The 19,384-nt window shown below is 72.1% G+C and carries 13 protein-coding genes; 6 read left to right on the forward strand and 7 right to left on the reverse strand.

The annotated features are described in order from the left end of the window. Positions 1-34: 34 nt before the first annotated feature. Entirely contained in the window at positions 35-688 is a 654-nt protein-coding gene (locus tag ACS3YM_RS16185; protein ID WP_439937459.1) for a hypothetical protein, read from the forward strand. Positions 689-725: 37 nt separating this feature from the next. Continuing rightward, positions 726-1,364, forward strand: coding sequence for a hypothetical protein (locus ACS3YM_RS16190; RefSeq protein ID WP_439937460.1), 639 nt, complete (start codon positions 726-728; stop codon positions 1,362-1,364). Between the two features lie 8 nt (positions 1,365-1,372). Here the strand turns inward: ACS3YM_RS16190 and ACS3YM_RS16195 are convergent, their stop codons facing one another. Further along, on the reverse strand, positions 1,373-2,833 hold the full coding sequence (locus tag ACS3YM_RS16195) for a serine/threonine-protein kinase (protein ID WP_439937461.1): 1,461 nt from the start codon (positions 2,831-2,833) through the stop codon (positions 1,373-1,375). A 20-nt stretch (positions 2,834-2,853) separates the two neighbouring features. Between ACS3YM_RS16195 and ACS3YM_RS16200 the strand changes: the two genes are divergently transcribed. The 3 genes from ACS3YM_RS16200 to ACS3YM_RS16210 are packed head-to-tail and all read left to right on the forward strand — an operon-like array spanning position 2,854 to position 6,448. After that, complete coding sequence (locus ACS3YM_RS16200; protein ID WP_439937462.1) at positions 2,854-3,432, forward strand: RNA polymerase sigma factor; 579 nt, start codon at positions 2,854-2,856, stop codon at positions 3,430-3,432. Further along, positions 3,429-4,940, forward strand: coding sequence for a M1 family metallopeptidase (locus ACS3YM_RS16205; RefSeq protein WP_439937463.1), 1,512 nt, complete (start codon positions 3,429-3,431; stop codon positions 4,938-4,940). Before ACS3YM_RS16200 ends, ACS3YM_RS16205 begins: the two co-directional genes overlap by 4 nt. 35 nt (positions 4,941-4,975) lie before the next feature. After that, a complete protein-coding gene (locus ACS3YM_RS16210) occupies positions 4,976-6,448 on the forward strand; it encodes a carboxyl transferase domain-containing protein (RefSeq protein WP_439937464.1) in 1,473 nt (490 codons plus the stop codon). Between the two features lie 51 nt (positions 6,449-6,499). Here the strand turns inward: ACS3YM_RS16210 and ACS3YM_RS16215 are convergent, their stop codons facing one another. Next, the gene (locus ACS3YM_RS16215; RefSeq protein WP_439937465.1) at positions 6,500-7,573 is read right to left on the reverse strand and encodes a hypothetical protein; all 1,074 of its coding nucleotides are present in this window, start codon (positions 7,571-7,573) and stop codon (positions 6,500-6,502) included. Continuing rightward, positions 7,566-9,032 (reverse strand): hypothetical protein, encoded by a 1,467-nt coding sequence (locus ACS3YM_RS16220; protein ID WP_439937466.1) that lies wholly within the window; start codon positions 9,030-9,032, stop codon positions 7,566-7,568. Before ACS3YM_RS16220 ends, ACS3YM_RS16215 begins: the two co-directional genes overlap by 8 nt. A gap of 137 nt (positions 9,033-9,169) precedes the next feature. Between ACS3YM_RS16220 and ACS3YM_RS16225 the strand changes: the two genes are divergently transcribed. Further along, positions 9,170-10,120, forward strand: coding sequence for an NAD-dependent epimerase/dehydratase family protein (locus ACS3YM_RS16225; RefSeq protein WP_439937467.1), 951 nt, complete (start codon positions 9,170-9,172; stop codon positions 10,118-10,120). A 106-nt stretch (positions 10,121-10,226) separates the two neighbouring features. On the opposite strand, the gene ACS3YM_RS16230 is transcribed toward ACS3YM_RS16225, so the two are convergent. The 4 genes from ACS3YM_RS16230 to ACS3YM_RS16245 all read right to left on the reverse strand — a co-directional run bounded on the left by ACS3YM_RS16230 (position 10,227) and on the right by ACS3YM_RS16245 (position 19,336). Further along, on the reverse strand, positions 10,227-11,774 hold the full coding sequence (locus tag ACS3YM_RS16230) for a dihydrolipoamide acetyltransferase family protein (protein WP_439937468.1): 1,548 nt from the start codon (positions 11,772-11,774) through the stop codon (positions 10,227-10,229). A gap of 66 nt (positions 11,775-11,840) precedes the next feature. Further along, positions 11,841-12,827, reverse strand: coding sequence for an alpha-ketoacid dehydrogenase subunit beta (locus ACS3YM_RS16235; RefSeq protein WP_439937469.1), 987 nt, complete (start codon positions 12,825-12,827; stop codon positions 11,841-11,843). Position 12,828: 1 nt separating this feature from the next. Next, entirely contained in the window at positions 12,829-13,953 is a 1,125-nt protein-coding gene (gene pdhA / locus ACS3YM_RS16240) for a pyruvate dehydrogenase (acetyl-transferring) E1 component subunit alpha (RefSeq protein ID WP_439939909.1), read from the reverse strand. Between the two features lie 334 nt (positions 13,954-14,287). Further along, a complete protein-coding gene (locus ACS3YM_RS16245) occupies positions 14,288-19,336 on the reverse strand; it encodes a SpaA isopeptide-forming pilin-related protein (RefSeq protein WP_439937470.1) in 5,049 nt (1,682 codons plus the stop codon). Positions 19,337-19,384 lie beyond the last annotated feature (48 nt).

A 19,384-nucleotide genomic window follows, 5' to 3' on the forward strand; every position in this document is an offset into this window, starting at 1 on the left:
ACCAGACCACCGGACGCCTGGATAGGGTCCGTCCATGGGATGGCGGGGGCCTGCGGTGCTGGTCGCGCTCCTGGTGATCGGGACCGGGAGCGGCTACGCCACCTCGGGCCAGACCCGGGACACGACCATCGGCGCCGGCGTGGGCGCGCCCGTCCCGGCCGAGGGTCCCGAGATGCCGGTCGAGGCGCCGAAGCCCTTCGCCGTCGACCCCACGGACCCGCCGCTCCTGCCGGACATCCCCCTGCAGACCACGACGCTCGGCACCGGGAAGTTCGAGATCAGCTTCCCTGCACCCGTCGGCTGGACCACCAACGCGAGTGCCAGCAACGAGTGGAAGTGGAAGAAGCGCGGCACGTCCAACAACACGTACGTGATGCGGATCGAGCAGATCGACAGCCAGGACATCACGATCGAGGACGCGATCGACATCCGCATCGACCGCCTGCTCGACGAGCAGGAGGACGTGAAGATCCTCGACCGGGGCGCCTCGACGCTGGAGTACACCTACCGCAGCAACGAGGACAACGCCCGCCACAGCTTCATGCGCTGGCTCGACCTCGACGAGAGCGGGCAGGCCGACGTCGAGATCGTCGTGCACGGCCGCGAGGCCGACGTCGACGGCACGCGAGACCTCATCCGCCGGGTGGGCGACGGGATGCGCGGCGCGTCCGGCGGCGTCGTCGACTGAAGCCTGCCTTCCACTGGACGGCCACTAGGTTGTCCCCGTGACATGGCGGGGGCCGATCGTGCTGGCGCTGCTGCTGGCGCTCGGCGTCGGCGGCGGGTACGTCACGTCCTGGGCGCTGGGCGGGCACCCCCAGGCCGTGGGGCCGGCGCAACCGGTGACGGCGACCTCACCGTCGTACCCGGTCGACCCGGTGCCCGAGCTCTTCCCCGACCCGGACTTCGACCCGCTGAAGCCCGATGTGGAGCTGGTGCGCCGGGAGGTCGGCAGGGGCGACTTCCGGCTCTCGCTGGACGTCCCGGCCGGCTGGAGCTTCTCGCCCAACTCCCTCAACGAGTGGCAGTGGCGCCCGGCCGACTTCGAGACCTTCGGCTACTACCTGCGCGTCGAGCAGGTGCTCAGCAACCGGCGCTCGATCGCCTGGACCCTCGACCGCCGCATCGACGAGCTCTACGAGGACGAGGCCGCCGTGAAGGTCCTCTCCCAGACCTCCGACAGCCTCCACTACTCGTACGTCACCAGCAACCATCTGCGCCACGGATTCCTCACCTGGCTGGACCTCACCGGCTCCGACAACGCGCAGGTCGAGGTCGCGGTCTCGGGGCGCAAGGCCGACGTGGACGGGATGGCCGACCTCATCTCGCGCGTCGCGGACTCGATGGTGCTGGGCAAGCGCTAGCTGCCGGCCTAGATGCCGATGGTGTCCACGGAGGCGAGCACCCGGTTGGCGGTGCCGCGGTCGTCGCTGCGGACCTGCACCCACAGCAGCCGGTTGGAGGTCAGCTGCACGACGCGCTCCACGATGAACTGCGGGCCGGGACAGCCCACGAAGTAGACCGTCATGGAGTCGTCACCGTCCCTCGTGTCCCGCACGAGACCGTCGGAGCTCTCGCAGTCGGGGTGGCCCGGCACGCGGGACGGCAGCTTCTCCCCGGCGAGCATCCCGACGAACACGCCCTCAGCCGGGTCGGCGTCGGTGTTCCAGCCCGCCTTCGAGCCGGTGGCCAACGAGGGCAGCTCCTGCTCGCCCTCGACCGGCGTCCACCGCTCGGGGTCCACCTGCGCGGCCCAGGCCTCGGGGACCGTCACCGCGATCTGCCCGGTGGCGTCCTGCAGCGTGCGCTCGGTCGTTGCGGCCCGCTCCATCGCCCAGCCGGTGCCGCCGCCGAGGGCGAGCGCCACGGCGCCCGCCGCCAGCCACGGCACGCGACGCCGACGCGAGCGGGGCGCTGCCGGCGGCGGCAGGTCGCGGACCGGGTCCGTCGTCGCGGGACGGGAGGTGGCCCGGGTGAGCTCGGGGTCGGCGGGGATCCACTCGAGACGAGCCTCCTCCACCTCCGCGCCGAGTGCCTCGGTGAGGGCCGAGGTGAAGGACTCGACGTCGTCGAAGCGGTCGACGCGGTCCTTCGAGAGCGCGCGCCGCACGACTTCTTCTGCCTGCTCGTTGCCGATCCCCATCGGCGGCGGCGGCGCCGGGTCCTCGGCGGCCGCGAGGCTCTTGTGGTCGAAGGGCTGGCGACCTGCGAGCAGGAAGTAGCTGAGCGCGGCAAGCGAGAACTGGTCGGCCCGCGGGTCCAGCGCCTCGCCGAGGGCCTGCTCGGGGGCGACGTAGGTCGGGGTGCCGCCGACCATCGTGAGCCGCGACGACATGTCCATCGCCTTGCCGAGGCCGAGGTCGCCGACCATCGCCACGACGTGGGCGCCACGGCCGTTCTCGATGGTGCGGAAGAGCACGTTGGCCGGCTTGACGTCGCGGTGCAGCACGCCGCGGTCGTGCAGCGCGGTGAGGCCCCGGCCCACCTGGGTGATGACCGTCAGCGCCTGGCCGGGCTCCAGGGTCCCGAGCTCGAGCCGGTCCGCCAGCGTGCCCTGGTCGGCGTACGCCATGACCAGGTAGGGGCGGTCGTCGGCGAGCTCGCCGGCGTCGTAGACGGTGACCACGTGGGGCGACTCGACCTTGCGGAGGAAGCGTCCCTCCTCCACGAACCGCTGGCGGATGTGCAGGTCGCCGGTCCAGTTCTCGGCGAGCACCTTGATCGCCACCGGCGAGTCGAGGTGCTCGTCGTGGGCGAGCCAGACGGTCGCGAAGGCCCCCGACCCGATGCGGCGGCGCACCGGATAACGACCGAGACGAGAGGGAGCAGACACCCGGGCATTATCGTGCAGGCGTGAACAATTCGGGGGACCACGGGGTCGCGTTGGCGCCGGACGACATCGACGAGCTCGCGCGGCAGGCCCGCGAGGGCGACCGCGAGGCGCTCGAGTCGCTCCTCGGAGCCGTCCGTCCGCGGGTCCTCAACATCTGCCGCGGGGTGCTCCCCTACTCCGGCGACGCCGAGGACGCGTGCCAGGAGGCGATGCTCAACGTCGCCACCAAGATCGGCAGCTGGGGCGGGCGCGGCCGGTTCACCACCTGGCTGCACGTCGTGGCCGTCAACAGCGCGCGCACGACGTACCGCCGGCTGAAGAACCTGGCCACGCCCACCGATTTCGACGACGGGGCGCACGACCGCCCCGACCCGCGCACCACCAGCGTCATCGCCGGCACCCGCCTCGACCTGCTCGAGGCGATGGAGACCATCGAGCGCGACCACCCGCAGTACGTCGAGCCGCTGCTGCTCCGCGACGTCTACGGCCTGCCCTACGACGAGATCGCCGACCTGGTCGACGCACCGCTCGGCACGGTGAAGGCGCAGATCCACCACGGCCGCAAGCTGGCCCGCCCGCTGCTGCGGGGCGAGCGGTGAGGCCGGTCCGCGGCCTGACGCTCGGTCTCTCCGCGGTCCTGCTGGCCGGCTGCTCGTCGTCGGCCGACGGGCCCGACGAGCTCACCACCCCGTCCCCGTCGAGCGCCGCCACGAGCGACGCGGACGGCGCCTCCGTGGCACCGTACTCGGACCCGGTCGTGGTCGACCCGGTCGAGCCCGACCTCGATCTCGCCGTGTCCACGCCGGTCGAGGACAGCGTCTACCCCGCCGTCGGTGACCCGGGCGTCGACGCCCTGCTCTACGACCTCGACCTGACGTGGGACCCGCAGGGGAAGCGGCTCACCGGCGAGTCGACGGTGACCTTCCGGGCCACCCGCACGGCCCCGCGCTTCCAGCTCGACCTGGGCGCGCCGCTGGAGGTCGGCGAGGTCACCCTCGACGGCGAGGCGGTGCGCGCGGTCCACCGCGGGAAGAACCTGGTCGTGCGGGCACCCGTCAAGGCCGACCAGCGCTACGAGCTGAGCGTCGGCTATGCGGGCACGCCGCGCCCGGCCCCGGCCCCCACCACGCGCAGCGACTTCTCCACGACCGGGTTCACCGTCACCGACACCGGCGAGGTGTGGACGATGCAGGAGCCCTACGGCGCCTACACCTGGTATCCCGTCAACGACCAGCCCTCCGACAAGGCGCTCTACGACATCACCGTGCACGCTCCCGCGCGGTGGACCGGGATCGCCAACGGGCACCTCACCGAGCTCAGCGCCGAGGACGACGGCACCACCACGTCGTGGCAGCTCACCGAGCCCGCGGCGTCGTACCTCGTCACCCTCGCGATCGGCGACTACGCGCACCGCTCCGACACCACCGAGAGCGGGCTGCGTGTCGACTACTGGACCCCGCGCGGCGCGGTGACGGGGCTCGACGGGCTGCAGACGGCCGCCGCGTCCGTCGACTGGATCGAGAGCAAGCTCGGGCCCTACCCGTTCGAGTCGCTCGGCCTCGTCGTCACCGAGTCACAGAGCGCGATGGAGACCCAGACGATGGTGACGCTGGGCAACAACGCCTACGTCCTGTCGCCGCAGACCATCGCCCACGAGCTGGTGCACCAGTGGTACGGCGACCAGGTCTCGCCGTCCGACTGGCGCGACGTCTGGCTCAACGAGGGCATGACGATGCTGATGCAGTGGATCTACCAGGACGAGCACGAGATCCAGCCGCTGCGCGACAGCGTCCGCAACGCCCGGTTCGCGGACCAGGGGCTGCGCGACGACTACGGACCGCCCGGCGACTACGACCCGCGGCAGTTCGGCGGCTCCAACATCTACACGACCCCCGCGCTCATGTGGAACGAGCTGCGCGTCGAGCTCGGCGACGACGAGTTCTACCGGATCGCGACGGCCTGGCTTGCCGCGCACGACAACACCTCCGTCACCCGCGAGCAGATCTTCGAGCACTGGGAGAAGGAGACCGGGCGCGAGCTGTCGGCCTTCTTCGACGCCTGGATCACCGGCCCCCGGACGCCGAAGCCGGGCGTGCCGAAGGCCTGACGCCGTCCGGGTCGCGGCGCGGCTACCCTCCGGACATGAGCCGTCTCTCCGCGCACGACCTCATCTCGCTGGTCCTCGACGAGGACTCCTGGTCCTCGTGGGACGAGGCGCCCTCGCGGGCGGGCATCAGCGAGGAGTACGCCGCCGAGCTGGCCGCCGCCGCGGAGAAGTCGGGCGTCGACGAGTCCGTCCTCACCGGGGAGGCGCGGCTGCACGGGCGCCGCATCGGCGTGCTGGTGGGCGAGTTCGGCTTCCTCGCCGGCTCCATCGGACGTGCCGCTGCCGACCGCATCGTCGCCGGGATCGAGCGCGCGACCCGCGAGGGCCTGCCGCTGGTCGCCGCCCCGATCAGCGGCGGCACCCGGATGCAGGAGGGCACCCCCGCGTTCGTCCAGATGGTGAGGATCTCCGCTGCCGTCGCCGCCCACCGCACGGCCGGCCTCCCCTACCTCGTCTACCTTCGCAACCCCACCACCGGCGGCGTGATGGCGTCGTGGGGCTCGCTCGGGCACGTGACCGTCGCCGAGCCCGGCGCGCTCGTCGGCTTCCTCGGCCCCCGGGTCTACGAGGCCCTCTACGACAAGCCGTTCCCCAGCGACGTGCAGACCTCGGAGAACCTCTACGCCCACGGCATCATCGACGCGGTCCTGCCGCCGGACGAGATCGGCGAGATCCTCGACCGCGCGCTGACCATCCTGATGGCCGCACGCGAGGGCGTCGCACCCGTCGCCGACCCCGGCCAGGAGTCCGTCCCGGACGTCGACACCTGGGACTGCGTGACCCGCTCGCGGCGGCCCGACCGGCCCGGCGTACGCCGCCTGCTGCGCTACGGCGCCAGCGACGTCGTACCCCTCAACGGCACCGGGCAGGGTGAGAAGGACCCGGGCCTGCTGATCGCCCTGGCGCGGTTCGGCGAGGCGCCGTGCGTCTTCCTCGGCCAGGACCGGCGCGGGCAGACGACCGACCACCCGATGGGTCCGGAGGCGCTGCGCGAGGCGCGTCGCGGGATGCGGCTGGCCTCCGAGCTCGGGCTGCCGCTGGTGACGGTGATCGACACGCAGGGTGCTGCGCTGTCGGCCGCCGCCGAGAACGGCGGGCTCGCCGGCGAGATCGCCCGGTCGCTGGCCGACCTGGTGACCCTCGACGCACCGACGCTGTGCCTGATGCTCGGCGAGGGCAACGGCGGCGGTGCGCTGGCGTTGCTGCCCGCGGACCGGGTGGTCGCCGCCCAGCACGCCTGGCTCTCCCCGCTGCCCCCCGAGGGCGCGTCCGCGATCGTGCACCGCGACCTCGACCACGCCGCGGAGATGGCACGCGCGCAGCAGGTGCGGGCGATCGACCTCTACCGCCGCGGCATCGTCGACCGGATCGTGGCGGAGAAGCCCGACGCCGCCGACGAGGCGGAAGCCTTCTGCCGCCGGGTCGGCGCCGTCCTCGAGCACGAGCTCAGCGCCCTCCTCGCCTCCGGGCCCGGCTCGCCCGAGCGGCGTACGCGCCGCTACGTCTGAGCGCTCTCAAGGGGTGCGTGCCACGTTCCACGTGCGGGGAACGTGGCTGGCTCACCGCTCCTCGGGCGACTCGCCGTCGCGCTCGGCCTGGTCCGCGGCCGCCTCGTGCTGGGCCTCGACGACCTCGGCCTCGGTGACGGGCTCAGGGGTCTCGGGGGCCTCGGGCGCCTCATCAGGTGCCTCGGCCGCCTGCGTCGCGGGTACGTCGACCGCAGCGGCCGCGGCCGGCTCCCCGGGCAGCGCGACACCGGGCACCGTGCCGGTGAGGGTCGCGAGCATCTGGCGCACGTTGGAGAGCTGGGCGTTGATGCTGTCGCGCCGCTGGGCGGCGGCGGCGAGCTCGCGGTCGGACTCGGCGCGCACGCGGTCGGCGGTCGCGCGGGCCTCGGAGACCATCGTCGTGGAGCGCTCCTCGGCGTCGGCCAGCATCCGGGCGATCTTGGCCTCGGCCTCGCTGCGGCTGCGCTCCATGGCCGCCTCGGCGTCGCGGTTGCGTGCCGTCATGGCGTCGAGCTCGGCCTGCGTGGCGGCCTGCTGGGACTGGAACTCCGAGGTGGCCTTCTGCCGGCGCTCCGCGAGCGTGGTCTCGAAGTCGGCCGCGGCCTGGGCGGCCTTGGCGCGCGCGTCCTCGTGGAGGGCCTCCGCCTCGGCGCGTCGGGCCGAGGCGTCCCGCTCGGCGGCGTCGCGCTCGGAGTCGGCGGCCGTGCGGGCGTCGGCGACGAGGCGGGCGCCCTCGGCCTCGGCGTCGCGGCGGGTCTCCTCGGCGTACCGGTCCGCGTCGGCGCGCAGCGTGCCGGCCTGGACCTCTGCCTCCTTGCGCAACGCCTCGACCTCGCCCATCACCCGGTCGCGGATCTCGGCGGCCTCCGCCTCGGCGAGGGAGAGGATCTGGCCGACGCGCTCACCGAGGTGCTCGTAGGTCGGCCGCTCCGGCTCCTGCGCCTCGCGGGAGACCAGTGCCTCGCGCGACGTAGCGGCCTCGTTGCGCGCCTGCTCGGCGGCAGCCTCGGCCGCCTCGAGGCGCGAGCGGAGGTCGGCGACCTCGCTCCTGGCCTGTCCGATCGCCCGCTCGACCTCGGCGGGGTCGTAGCCGCGACGGATCGTCGTGAACATCTCTTCAGGCATTGGGGGTCTCCTGGTCGGGGGTGGGGGTGTGGGGCTGGAGGTCGGCGGAGATCGGGACCGGGCCGCTGGGGGGCGGCTGGACGCGCTCGGGCACGGAGAGGGCCTCGATGACGCCCGACAGCTGGCCGAGCTCGGCGGCGATGCCGTCGCGCTGGCTCTGGAGCTGGGCGATCTCGGCGCGAGCCCGCTCGAGCGCGCGTCTGGCACTCTCCCGGAGCTGGTCGGCCTCGGCGCGACCCTCGGCGACGAGGGCCAGCGACTCCTCGCGCGCCCGACGGCGGTCCTCGGCTGCCTCGGCGCGGCTGCGGGTGACCTCCTCGGCCACGAGGGCCCGCAGGCTGGCGGCGCCGGTCTCGGCCTCGGCGCGGCGGCGCTCGAGGCGCTCGACGGCACGCTCCGACTCGTCGGTCGCCTCGGCGACGATGCGCGCGGCCTCTGCCTCGGCGCGCTCCAGGACGGACCTGGCCTCGGCGGTGCGCTCCGCGGCGGCCTGGGCGGCGGCCTGGGCGATCTCGGCGGCGCGCTGCTTGCCCTCCGCGAGCTCGATGGCCACCCGGCCGTTGACCGCCACGATGATCCCGTGGACGCGCTCGCGCGCCAGCCGTACGTGGTCGCCGGCGTCGGCGTGGGCGGACTTGCGGATCGAGTCGGCCTCCGTGGCCGCACCGGTGAGCACCGACTGCACCGTCCGCGTGGCCCACTCGGTCTGCTCCGCCGCGTGCCGGAGCTGCTCGTCGCTCTCGGCGCGCGCCGCGGCGAGGGTGTCCTCGGCGGCCTGGCGCATCCGCTCGACCTCGGCTCCGGTGGTGCGGCGCAGGTCCTCGGCGTGGAGGGCCGCCTCGTCGCGCATCCGCGCCGACTCGCTGGAGGCGCTGGCGCGCAACGACTCCGCCTCGGACGTCGCGGAGTCGAGGTGCTGCTGAGCCGCGGCACGCGCCTCCTCGACCAGTCGTGCAGCTGTCTCCTGGGCGCCGGCGACGGTGGAGTCAGCGTCGGACCTGGCCGCCTCGAGGAGCGCTGCCTTCTCCGACTCCGCCGTGTCGCGCAGCTCCTGCGCCTCGGCCCGGAGGGCGACAGCGTCGTCGGCCGCCTGCGCACGGACCTTCTCGCCCTCGGCGCGCGTCGCCTCGACCTGCTGGTCGTGTGCCGTCTCGGCCGCGCTCATCAGCAGGGATGCCTGCTCGTTGGCGTCGAGCACGATGGTCGAGGCCTCCTCGGAGGCACCCGCCAACACCTGCTCGGCCTGCTTGCGGGCCCGGCCGGCCTCGGCCCGGTCGGCCTCGGTCTCCGCCATCAGGCGGCGAGCCTCCTCGCGCAGCCGCGCGAGGTCGGCGGTGAGCCGCTCCGCCTCCTCGCGGGCCTCGCGCTGCAGCTGGTCCGCGACCTGCTGCGCACGGGCCAGCAGGGCGGCCGTCGTGGCGGGCTCGCCAGATCCAGCCGTGGTCGCATCGACGGACATGCGCCCGCTCCTTCCACACGATCCGAGGCCGCAATTGTGGCAGCGAAGCGGCGACACCGCCAAAGGGGTGGTCTGCGACGTTGCGCTGACAGCGAACCACCTTGTCGCCACGCGCCGCGGACCGGTGGGGTGGGGCCATGAAGCTCCTCGTCCTCGGCGGCACCCGGTTCCTGTCCCGCGAGGTGGCCACCCAGGCGGTGGCGCGCCGCTGGGACGTCACCTGCGCCTGTCGCGGAGAGTCGGGGACGGTGCCCGACGGCGCCGCACACCTGCCGTGGGACCGCGCCGAGGAGGCGCCCGCGGCGGTCGCCGAGGGCGCGTGGGACGCGGTGGTGGACGTGACCCGACTGCCCTCCCACGCGCGACGTGCGGTCGAGGCGACGCCCGGCGCCCACTGGGTGTTCGTCTCGACGATCAGCGTCTACGCCGACAACGCCTCCCCTGCCATGGAGCCGCTGCTCGAGCCGATCATCGACGACGTCGACCTGTCCGTCGACCCGGAGGCCTACGGCGGGATGAAGGTCGCCTGCGAGCAGGTGGTGCGGTCGGCCGCCGCGTCGTCGCTCGTCGTACGCCCCGGGCTCATCGTCGGCCCGGGCGACCCGACCGGTCGCTTCGCGTACTGGCCGCAGCGGCTCGCCCGTGGCGGGGAGGTGCTGGCGCCCGGTCGGCCCGAGGACGTCGTACAGGTGATCGACGTGCGCGACCTCGCGACGTGGTTGCTCGACGCCTGCGAAGCGCGCACGACCGGGGTCTTCGACGCCGTCGGGACACCGACGCCTCTCGGCCAGCTGCTCGCCGAGACCGCGGCGGGGGTCGGCGACCTCGAGCCGCAGCTGACCTGGGTCGACGCCGACTTCCTCGAGGCGCAGGAGGTGGCACCGTGGGCTGGCGACGGCTCGCTGCCGCTGTGGCTGCCGCGCCCGGAGTACGACGGCATGCTGGCGCACGACCCCTCCCCGGCCGTCGCAGCCGGGCTGCGGCTCCGCCCGCTCGCCGAGACCGCGCCCGGGTGCCTCGACTCGACCGTCACCGCGCTCACGCCCGAGCGCGAGGCCGAGGTCCTGGCGAACTGGCACACCCGCTGACCGGGCACTTCCTCGCGCTGGAAAGCACCGACCGGGCACTTCCTCGCGCTGGAGCGCGAGGAAGTGCCCGGTCGGCTTTGTTCAGCGCGAGGAAGTGCCCTCTCGGCTAGAAGAGGAGGGCGGTGCCCGGGTCCTCGAGCATCCCGGCGACGTCGGCGAGGAAGCGCGAGCCCTTCTCGCCGTCGATGTGGCGGTGGTCGAAGGACAGCGCCAGCGTCGTGACGTCGCGGACCACGATCTCGCCGTTCTCGTCCACCCACGGCCGCTTGTTGATCGCGCCGAAGCACAGGATCGCGGACTCGCCCGGGTTGATGATCGGGGTGCCGGCGTCGACGCCGAAGACGCCGACGTTGGTGATCGTGAACGTGCCGCCCGCCATCTCCGCCGGCTGGGTCTTGCCGTCGCGCGCGGTCGCGGTGAGCTCGCCCAGGGCCTGCGCCAGCTCGGTCATCGAGAGGGCGTCGGCGTCCTTGACGTTGGGCACGACCAGGCCGCGCGGCGTGGCTGCCGCGATGCCGAGGTTGACGTAGTGCTTGTAGACGACCTCCTGCGCGGCCTCGTCCCAGTAGGAGTTGATCTCCGGGGTGCGCTTCATCGCGAGGATGACGGCGCGGGCGAGGACGAGCAGCGGGCTGACCTTGGTCTCGCGGAACTCGGGGCGCTTCTTGAGCCGGGCCACGAGCTGCATGGCCGCGGTCACGTCCACGGTGATCCACTCGGTGACGTGCGGGCTGGTGAAGGCCGACTGGCTCATCGCCGTCGCCATCATCTTGCGCACGCCCTTGATCGGCTCGCGGGTCTCGCGCTCGCCCGGAGTGGACGCGACCGCGGCCGGAGCTGCGGCCGACGCCACCGGAGCGGAGCCGTTGGCTGCACCCTGGACGTCGTCGCGGGTGATCGAGCCCGACGGGCCGGAGCCGGTCAGGGTGGTCAGGTCGACGCCGAGGTCCTTGGCGAGCTTGCGCACCGGCGGCTTCGCCAGGGCGCGTACGTCGCCGGGCTCGGACTGGGCCGACGACGGCACGAGCGCCTCGGCGGGCGCGGTCGCGGGAGCAGGCCGCTGGTCGACGGCCGGCACGGGGGACTCGTCGGCCGGCAGCACGTCCTGCGACTGGGCGCCACCGGGCGAGAACGCGCCCTGCACCTGCATCTGCGTCTGGGCGCCGGCGTCGGTGCTCGGGGACGCCGAGCCGCGACGGGCCCGGCGCATCGGGCCACGGTCGGCCTTGATCCGGCCGACGAGGGACGCGCCCTCCATCGAGCCGGAGGCAGCCGGGTTGGACAGGTCGATGTCGGCCGGGTCGACCTGAGCGGCGACCTGCGCCGCACCCGCCTTCTCGGCCATCCCCAGGTAGGGGTCGGACTCGGTCTGCTCGGCCGGGGTCGAGGTGGGCGCCGCGGGAGCCGCCGGCTCCTCGCCGGGCGTGCCGATCGAGATGATCGGGGTGCCGACGGGGACCGTCTTCCCCTCGGGGACGAGCAGGGCCAGGACGGTGCCCTCGAACGGGGAGGGCAGCTCCACCAGCGACTTGGCGGTCTCGATCTCGACGATCACGTCGTTGATCTCGATCGTGTCGCCGACCTTGACCTTCCAGGCGACGATCTCCGCCTCGGTGAGGCCCTCGCCGACGTCGGGAAGAAGGAATTCAGACATCTCAATCCTTTCGGGACCGGGTCTCGTGACGGTCGCTGAGCGACCTCCTCGACCAGCGGTGGAAGGTCAGTAGGCGAAGGTGCGGTCGACGGCGTCGAGGACACGGTCGAGGTCGGGGAGGTACTCCTCCTCGATCCGCGACGGCGGGTAGGGCATGTCGAACGCGCCGACCCGCAGCACCGGGGCCTCGAGGGAGTAGAAGCACTCCTCGGTGACCCGGGCCGCCACCTCGGCGCCCATGCCGAGGTTGACGTGCGCCTCGTGGGTGACCACGCAGCGACCGGTGCGGCGCACGGATTCGTAGACCGGCCTCATGTCCAGCGGCGAGAGCGTGCGCAGGTCGATGACCTCGAGGTTGCGGCCCTCGGACTCGGCGGCCTCGGCCGCCTTCAGCGCCGTCTTGACCGTCGGGCCGTAGGCGAGCACCGTCGCGTCGCTGCCGGGGCGTACGACGCGTGAGGTGAACAGCGGCTCGGGCGTCGCCGACTCGTCGAGCTCGGCCTTGTCGGCGTGGTACTGCCGCTTGGGCTCGAGGAAGATGACCGGGTCGTCGTGGGCGATGGCCTGCTGGATCATCCAGTAGCCGTCGACCGGGTTGGAGCACGCCACGACCTTGAGGCCGGGGGTGTGCGCGAACTGCGCCTCCGGGCTCTCGGAGTGGTGCTCGACCGCGCCGATGCCACCGCCGAAGGGGATGCGGATGACGATCGGCATCTTCACCTTGCCCTGCGAGCGGTAGGTGTACTTGGCGACCTGGCACACGATCTGGTCGTAGGCCGGGTAGACGAAGCCGTCGAACTGGATCTCCACGACGGGGCGGTAGCCGCGCAGCGCCATGCCGACCGCCGTGCCGACGATGCCGGACTCCGCCAGCGGGCTGTCGATGACGCGGTCCTCGCCGAAGTCCTTCTGCAGGCCGTCGGTGATGCGGAAGACGCCGCCGAGCTTGCCGACGTCCTCACCCATGAGCAGGACCTTGTCGTCGGCCTCCATGGCCTTGCGCAGGCCCATGTTGAGGCCCTTGGCAAGGGTGATCTTCTGAGGAGTACTCATCTCAGTGGGCTCCTTCGAACGACTCGAGGTAGGCGGCGAAGCCGTCGCGCTGGGCGGCGAGCTCGTCGGTCATCTCGCTGAAGACGTAGCCGAACTGGTCGAGCGGCTTCGGGTCGGGCAGCGCCTTGCAGCCCTCGCGGAGGTGGTGGCCCAGCTCCTTGGCCTCGGCGTCGAGGTCGTCGAAGAACTGCTGGTCGACCAGCCCGTTGCGGCGCAGGTAGACCTTGAGCCGCTCGATCGGGTCCTTGAGCTTCCAGTGCTCGAGCTCGTCGTTGAGGCGGTAGCGCGTCGGGTCGTCGGTCGTGGTGTGCGCGCCCATCCGGTAGGTGTAGGCCTCGACGAACGACGGCCCGTTGCCCTCGCGCGCCCGCTGCAGCGCGGCCTTCGTGACGGCGTACGTCGCCAGCACGTCGTTGCCGTCGACGCGGATGCCCGGGAAGCCGAAGCCCAGCGCGCGCTGGTAGAGCGGGATGCGGGTCTGGCGCTCGATCGGCTCGGAGATGGCCCACTGGTTGTTCTGGCAGAAGAACACGACGGGCGCGTTGTAGGACGCGGCGAAGATGAAGGCCTCGTTGACGTCGCCCTGCGAGGACGCGCCGTCACCGAAGTGGGCGATCACGGCCGAGTCGCGCTCGGGGTCGCCGGTGCCGACGACGCCGTCGCGCTGCATGCCCATGGCGTAGCCGGTGGCGTGCAGCGTCTGGGCGCCGATGACGATCGTGTAGAGACCGAAGTTGTTCTCGTTGGGGTCCCAGCCGCCCTGGTCGACGCCGCGGAACAGGCCGAGCAGCCGCAGCGGGTCGACGCCCTTGCAGTAGGCGACGCCGTGCTCGCGGTAGGTCGGGAAGACGTAGTCCTGCGGGCGCAGTGCGCGGCCGGCGCCGATCTGGGCGGCCTCCTGTCCGAGCAGCTGGGCCCAGATGCCCAGCTCGCCGTGGCGCTGGAGCGCGGTGGCCTCGACGTCGATGCGGCGGGTGAGCACCATGTCGCGGTAGAGACCGCGCAGCTCCTCGGCCGAGAAGTCGTGGTCGAACTCGGGGTGGTGGACGCGCTCACCCTCGGGCGTCAGCAGCTGGACGAGGTCGGGGCCACCGTCGGACTGGGAGGGTCCGAAGACCTCCGCCAGGTCGGGGCCGAAGGTGTCACTCCGGGGGGAGGCAGGTTCGGACAACGCAATCTCCTTCAACAGCTAGCGGCAGTCACGGGATCGCCGGACGCCGACGGCTTGCAAGTGTGGTTCGTCGGCGTGTGTGACCCCGACCACATGATGGTGCTCAACGTATCGGCCGCAGCCTGACAGCACCAATCTGGCGACGGGGCTGCGCCCCTGCCCCTCGGGCATGGAGGAGCCGGCGCCGACGGGCTCGTGGGTGACCCGTCGACGCCGGCTCGCCTCCATTGGGGGTGGAGGGTCGGGCAGTGGGATCCACTGCCGGGTGAAGCCCTTCTCCTCGTGTCGCCTAGCTGCTCGTGCCTCGCAGGCCGGTGTCGGGCAGGACCTCAGGGGCCTCGCACAGCGCCGGGATGCGGAGCTTGTCGAGCCTGGTCGATCCCACCTTCAGCGTGACCTTCGCGAGCGCCTTGCCCCGGGTGACGTACTTCTTCTTGGCCAGCGACTTCACGGCGATCTTGTGCACCTTCTTGCCCACGCGGAGCTTGTAGGTGACGGTCTCGCCCGAGCGGTTGCTGAGCTTGGCGCGCACGGTGCCCTGGCAGCTGGCCTTCACCGACCCGACCGCCTTGCCGAAGGACTGCACCGGCAGGACCTCCGGCGCCGGGGTGCAGGCGAGGACCACTGCGCTCGCAGTCGGGTCGGTGCCGACCGGCAGGTCGATCGTGGCGGTGTTGGTCCAGCTCTGGCAGGAGCCGGCCGCGCCGCCCTTGAGCGTCAAGGAGTACGTGTAGTCCTTCACCAGCCCCGGGGTCCAGGTCAGGGCCGGGTCGAGGACGACCCGCTGACCGGCGACCGTCTGGTCGTCGACCACCTGCACCGTCTTGTTGGTCTCCGAGCGGACCGTGAAGGCGATCGGCGTGGTGTCCGTGGCCGAGGCCGTGGTCGCCTCACCCGCGGGGTCCCAGGTCGCCGTCACGTCCAGCGCGCCGCTGCTCGCGGGCTGGGAGCTGAAGGTGCAGGCGATCGGCAGGGTCACCGAGCTGTCCTCGCTGATGGCCACGTCGCCGCCACCCGTCACCGTGCAGACCGAGCCACCACCGAGCGTGGTCGCGGCCGTCACGTCGGCGGTGATGTCACCGTCGGCGTACTCGTTGGTGTTGGTGACGGTCACCGATCCCTCGAGCTGCCAGCCGGAGTCCGTCGCCGCGCCCGCCCTCGCCGTCACCGTGTAGGTGAAGGTGGCGTTGCCCGACCCGTCGACCGTCCGCTGCGTCGCGTCGGCGACCTTGCCGATCGACCAGGCGTAGGCCCGGGCGAGGTCGGCGGAGCCGCTGACCTCGGGCACGAGCGGCTTCTCCACGCAGACCGTGGCCGTCGTGCTGTCGTCCGCGTCCTCACCGCTCAGGTCGAGCCAGGCGGTGTTGGTGAAGTCGACGCACTGGCCGGGCACACCCTCGTGCGTCAGCGTGTAGGAGTACGTCTTCGACAGGCCCTCCGACCAGGTGAGCGTGTCGAGCAGCACCGGGTTGTCGGGGTCGGTCTTGTCGTCGTAGACCTTGATGGTCTTGTCGACCTCCTTGCCCACGACGAGGTCGACGTCGTCGACGTCCCTGACGCTCGCCGAGGCGCTCGCGCCCGCAGGGTCCCAGCTCACGTCGGCCGTGACGGTGCCGCTGGTGTCGGGCTGTCCGGTGAAGTCGCACTCGAAGGGCACCGTCAGGGTGTCTCCCGGAGCGATGGTCAGGCTGTCGGGGAGGACCGGGTCACAGTCGGCCCCGCCCTCCACGTCGGTCCAGACGTCCACGTCGGTGAGCGTGATCGCCCCCTCCGCATAGGTGTTGGGGTTCGTCACCTCGACCGTCCCGTCGAGCGACCAGCCGGCGGGACGCTTGGCCCCGGCCTCCACGACGACCTCGTAGTCGAAGCTCGCCTTGCCCGTGGCCGCGTCGACCTCGACGCTGTGCGGGTCCTGGAGGACCTTGTCGATCGTCCACGGGTAGGTCACGCCGTAGCTGCCCCACCCGTCGACGTCGACCGTGATCGGCGCCTCCTCGCACACCCGCACCGCCCTCGACGCGGTGAGGTCGTCACCGGTCACTGCCAGGACGGCGGTGTTGGTGTACGACTCGCACGCACCGGCCGGGGCCCCGAGGGCGCGGGAGTAGGTGAAGACGTTGGCTCCCCGGGCGGCGTCGACGGCGAAGCTCTTCGCCGGCACCCCGTCGTCGGGGATGTCGTCGGTGAGCGTCGTGGTCGAGTCGGTGACGACCGGTCGCGGCGTGAAGGCCACGTCGACCGTCTTGTCCACCTGCTGGTCGCCGAACGTGGCCGTCGCCGTGTTGGTCCCCGAGGCGAAGCCGGTGCCGGTGCAGCTGTAGGACAGGTCCTTCGTGGCTCCCGGCTCCAGCTCGAGGCCGGTCGCGACGGAGGTGAAGGAGCACCCCGTCCAGCCCGGCACGTCCGGCGTGTCGGTGACGCTGACCGTCAGCGACTCGGTGGTCGACGGGTTGTGGACGGAGACCACGCCCGACCAGGAGGAGGTGCCGTCCGGCACGACCTGGCCCGGGGTGGCGGTGACGGTGTAGTTGAAGGTGGCCTCCCCCTCGGGGCCGACCTCGACGAACGTCTTGTCGACGTCCTTGGTCAGGCTCCACGGCTGCCTGCGGCCGTAGTCGGCGACCACCGACTTGGTGAGACCGGGCGAGCAGATCGTCGCGGTGGCCTCGGCCGAGTCCTTCGTCTGGTCGATCGTCACGACGTTCTTGTACGGCGTGCACGCGTCGGCCGTCGTGCCCAGCACCACGTCGTACGCGATCCGCTGCGTGTGTGCCGGCAGCGGCGGGTCGGCCGTCGCGTCGCCCGTCATCGCGTGGACCGTGGCCCAGTCGAACGACGTCTGCGGCAGGTCGCCCGTGACGTCCTTGCCTGCGAGCAGGTCGGAGATCGTCACGGTCGCGTTGGTCGGGTCGGGGTCCCCGGTGACCGTCACGGCCTGGGTGTCGGAGTCGGTGTCGTCGGCGTCGGGGTACTCGTGGGAGTCCGCGCTGTAGTCGAACGTCACGGTGTTGTTCCCGACGTAGGCCCCTTGGGTGACGCCCTTGCACTCGTAGGCGAGCGGGTGGTCGACGCTGGTGGCGGGGACGGTGACCTGGTGGCCGGCTGCGCCGCCGACGTCGGGCGTGAGCACGTCGCACGTCAGCGTCTTGCCGTCCACCACGACGGTGTCGGAGATGGTGCCCGTGACGTCCCACTCGTTGGGGTTGTCGAGCATGATCGTGCCGGTCAGCGCCCAGGCCGAGTCGGTCATGCCGTCCGCGGTGATGTCGATGGTGTAGCGCACGGACCTCTGGAGCTTGCCGTCACCGTCCTGGCCCGTGAACACGGCGCCGGGACCCCGCTTCGCGATGTCCCAGAGCAGCTCGCGCTGGTAGCCCAGGTTGGCGTCCTTCGTGACGTCGAGGTCCTTGCCGACGCAGACCGTCACGGTCTGGGTCGCCGACGTGCCGTCGGCAGACTCCCGAGCCGTGTTGTCGTAGTCGGTGCACGCGCCCGCCACGCCCGGGACGTCGGTGCGCGAGTAGCTCGCCACCGTGATCGTGTGGGCGGCCGGGCTGCTCGAGGCGCGCACCGTGCTCCAGGTGAACGGGCCCCAGGTCTTCGTGCCGGCCGCCTCGTCGTTGAAGACGTCGGTCACCGTCGTCTGCGTGTCGCTCTCCACGTCGACCGCGAACGCCTTGGCGTCCGTGACCGGCGGACCGGTCTCGCCGGGAGCCTGCGGGTAGAGCGCCTGGTTCCACGTCGCGGTGGCCGTCGTGCCGCCGGGCAGGGTGGCCGCCGGGCAGGAGTAGGTGAACACGTTGCTGCCGGGCTCGAGGTCGACCTGGGTCCCAGCGGCGTCGGAGACGTCGATGGTGGCGGCGTCGTCGATCGTGCAGGCCGCTCCCCCGGTGATGCCGGCCGAGAGGGTCACGACCATGTCGAGGGTGTTCGGGTTGCCCAGCGTGATCGTCCCGCCGAAGTCCGAGTAGTCGGCTGCCTTCGGGTCGAGCGCCTTGAGCCGCACCTCGTAGTCGAAGCTTGCCTTGGTGCCCTCGGGGACCTGCTTCGTCGCGGCCCCGACGACGGCCTTGCTGACCAGCCACTCGCGGTCCACGTCGTACGTCGGCACGTTGAGGATCGTCGGCGCCTGGAACCAGCGCCTGTTGGTGACGGTGAGCGGCGTGTTGGTGCTCCCCACCCCGCCTTCGCCGACGGTGACGGTCCACGTGCGGGCGGCGACCGGCTGGACCAGCTCGTAGCCTCCCGGCGGTGCCGCGGTCTCCACGACCGTGTACGTGCCCGGGCTCGCCGGGTCGATGGCCACCACGCCGTCCGCCTCGCCGTCGGGGTCGCTCGCGGCGCCCTCGACGACGACCAGCGGGGACGTGCTCTGGCCGGGGATCGGGTTGGGCGAGATCTCGAAGGTCGCCCCGGTGAGCGGGTTGCCGAACTGGTCGACCTTGGAGATCTCCAGCTCGCCGCAGCTGTCGTCGATGTCGATGGTGACCGGGTTGACGTAGTCCTTGAGGGCCGACTCGACCGAGTTGCCCGTGAAGGACCGGATGTTCATCGTGCCGAAGTCGCCACCCTCGCAGGTGGCCTCGCCGATGCCGCCGGCCTCGAGCAGGGAGCTGAAGTTGAACGCGCCCTCGGCGAAGTGGCCCGAGTCGCCGGTGGCGCCGGTGAACGGGACGTTGGCGATGGACTCCGCGCACCAACCCGCACGCGGGGTGTAGCCGGTCACCTCGGTGCACCCGGTGCCCCAGTCAGTGCTCGCGACCCGGGTCCAGAACCAGGCGGAGGTCAGCTTGAACGTGCTGTTCCCGTCCTGCTCGAAGCGCACCAGGACGTCACCCACCGACCGCACGGGTGCGAAGGTGTTGGTCGCCGAGTTGGGCAGTCGGTTGAACTCGACGTCGAAGTTGGTCGTGCCAGAGGTCGTGTAGCGGGTGAAGCCGACGTAGCCCCAGATGTCGCCGTCGACCACGGCGTCGTGGAAGTAGACGCCGGAGATGTCGTCCTGGTTGGGGGCGACACCGGTCTTCCGGACCCAGGTGGAGGGGTGCTCGAACTCCTTGGCACCCTCGCCGAAGTTGGTCGTGTCGGCGTTGCCGACCGGGTCGGAGGTCTTCGGGGGGACACCCGGTGTGTCCCAGTCGATGCCGACCAGCGCGGCGTCGTCCGCGGTGTTGCCCTCGATCTCGAAGTTGCCCACCACCGCGGCGCCGGCGGCCGTGGTCGTCGCTGCTTGGACGGCGACGGTCGGGACCAGCAAGAGGAGGGCGAAGAACCGCCGGAAGGTCCGGTGGCCACCCCTCTGCTGTGCGGTCCTGGTCGTGTTGCGTACGCGATGCATCGCTCGCCCCCTGTGCGAGTAGTCCCCACTGGTCTGGTGATGACCGGC

It is taken from the genome of Nocardioides sp. N13(2025) (genome assembly GCF_051912545.1).
Classification (GTDB): Bacteria; Actinomycetota; Actinomycetes; order Propionibacteriales; family Nocardioidaceae; genus Nocardioides.

Excerpts from the sequence above, each read along its gene's own strand:
- ACS3YM_RS16225 (WP_439937467.1), top strand. The coding sequence starts at position 9,170 with ATGAAGCTCCTCGTCCTCGGCGGCACCCGGTTCCTGTCCCGCGAGGTG.
- ACS3YM_RS16220 (WP_439937466.1), bottom strand. The coding sequence starts at position 9,032 with ATGTCCGTCGATGCGACCACGGCTGGATCTGGCGAGCCCGCCACGACG.
- ACS3YM_RS16185 (WP_439937459.1), top strand. The coding sequence starts at position 35 with ATGGGATGGCGGGGGCCTGCGGTGCTGGTCGCGCTCCTGGTGATCGGG.
- ACS3YM_RS16245 (WP_439937470.1), bottom strand. The coding sequence starts at position 19,336 with ATGCATCGCGTACGCAACACGACCAGGACCGCACAGCAGAGGGGTGGC.
- ACS3YM_RS16230 (WP_439937468.1), bottom strand. The coding sequence starts at position 11,774 with ATGTCTGAATTCCTTCTTCCCGACGTCGGCGAGGGCCTCACCGAGGCG.
- ACS3YM_RS16210 (WP_439937464.1), top strand. The coding sequence starts at position 4,976 with ATGAGCCGTCTCTCCGCGCACGACCTCATCTCGCTGGTCCTCGACGAG.
- ACS3YM_RS16235 (WP_439937469.1), bottom strand. The coding sequence starts at position 12,827 with ATGAGTACTCCTCAGAAGATCACCCTTGCCAAGGGCCTCAACATGGGC.
- ACS3YM_RS16215 (WP_439937465.1), bottom strand. The coding sequence starts at position 7,573 with ATGCCTGAAGAGATGTTCACGACGATCCGTCGCGGCTACGACCCCGCC.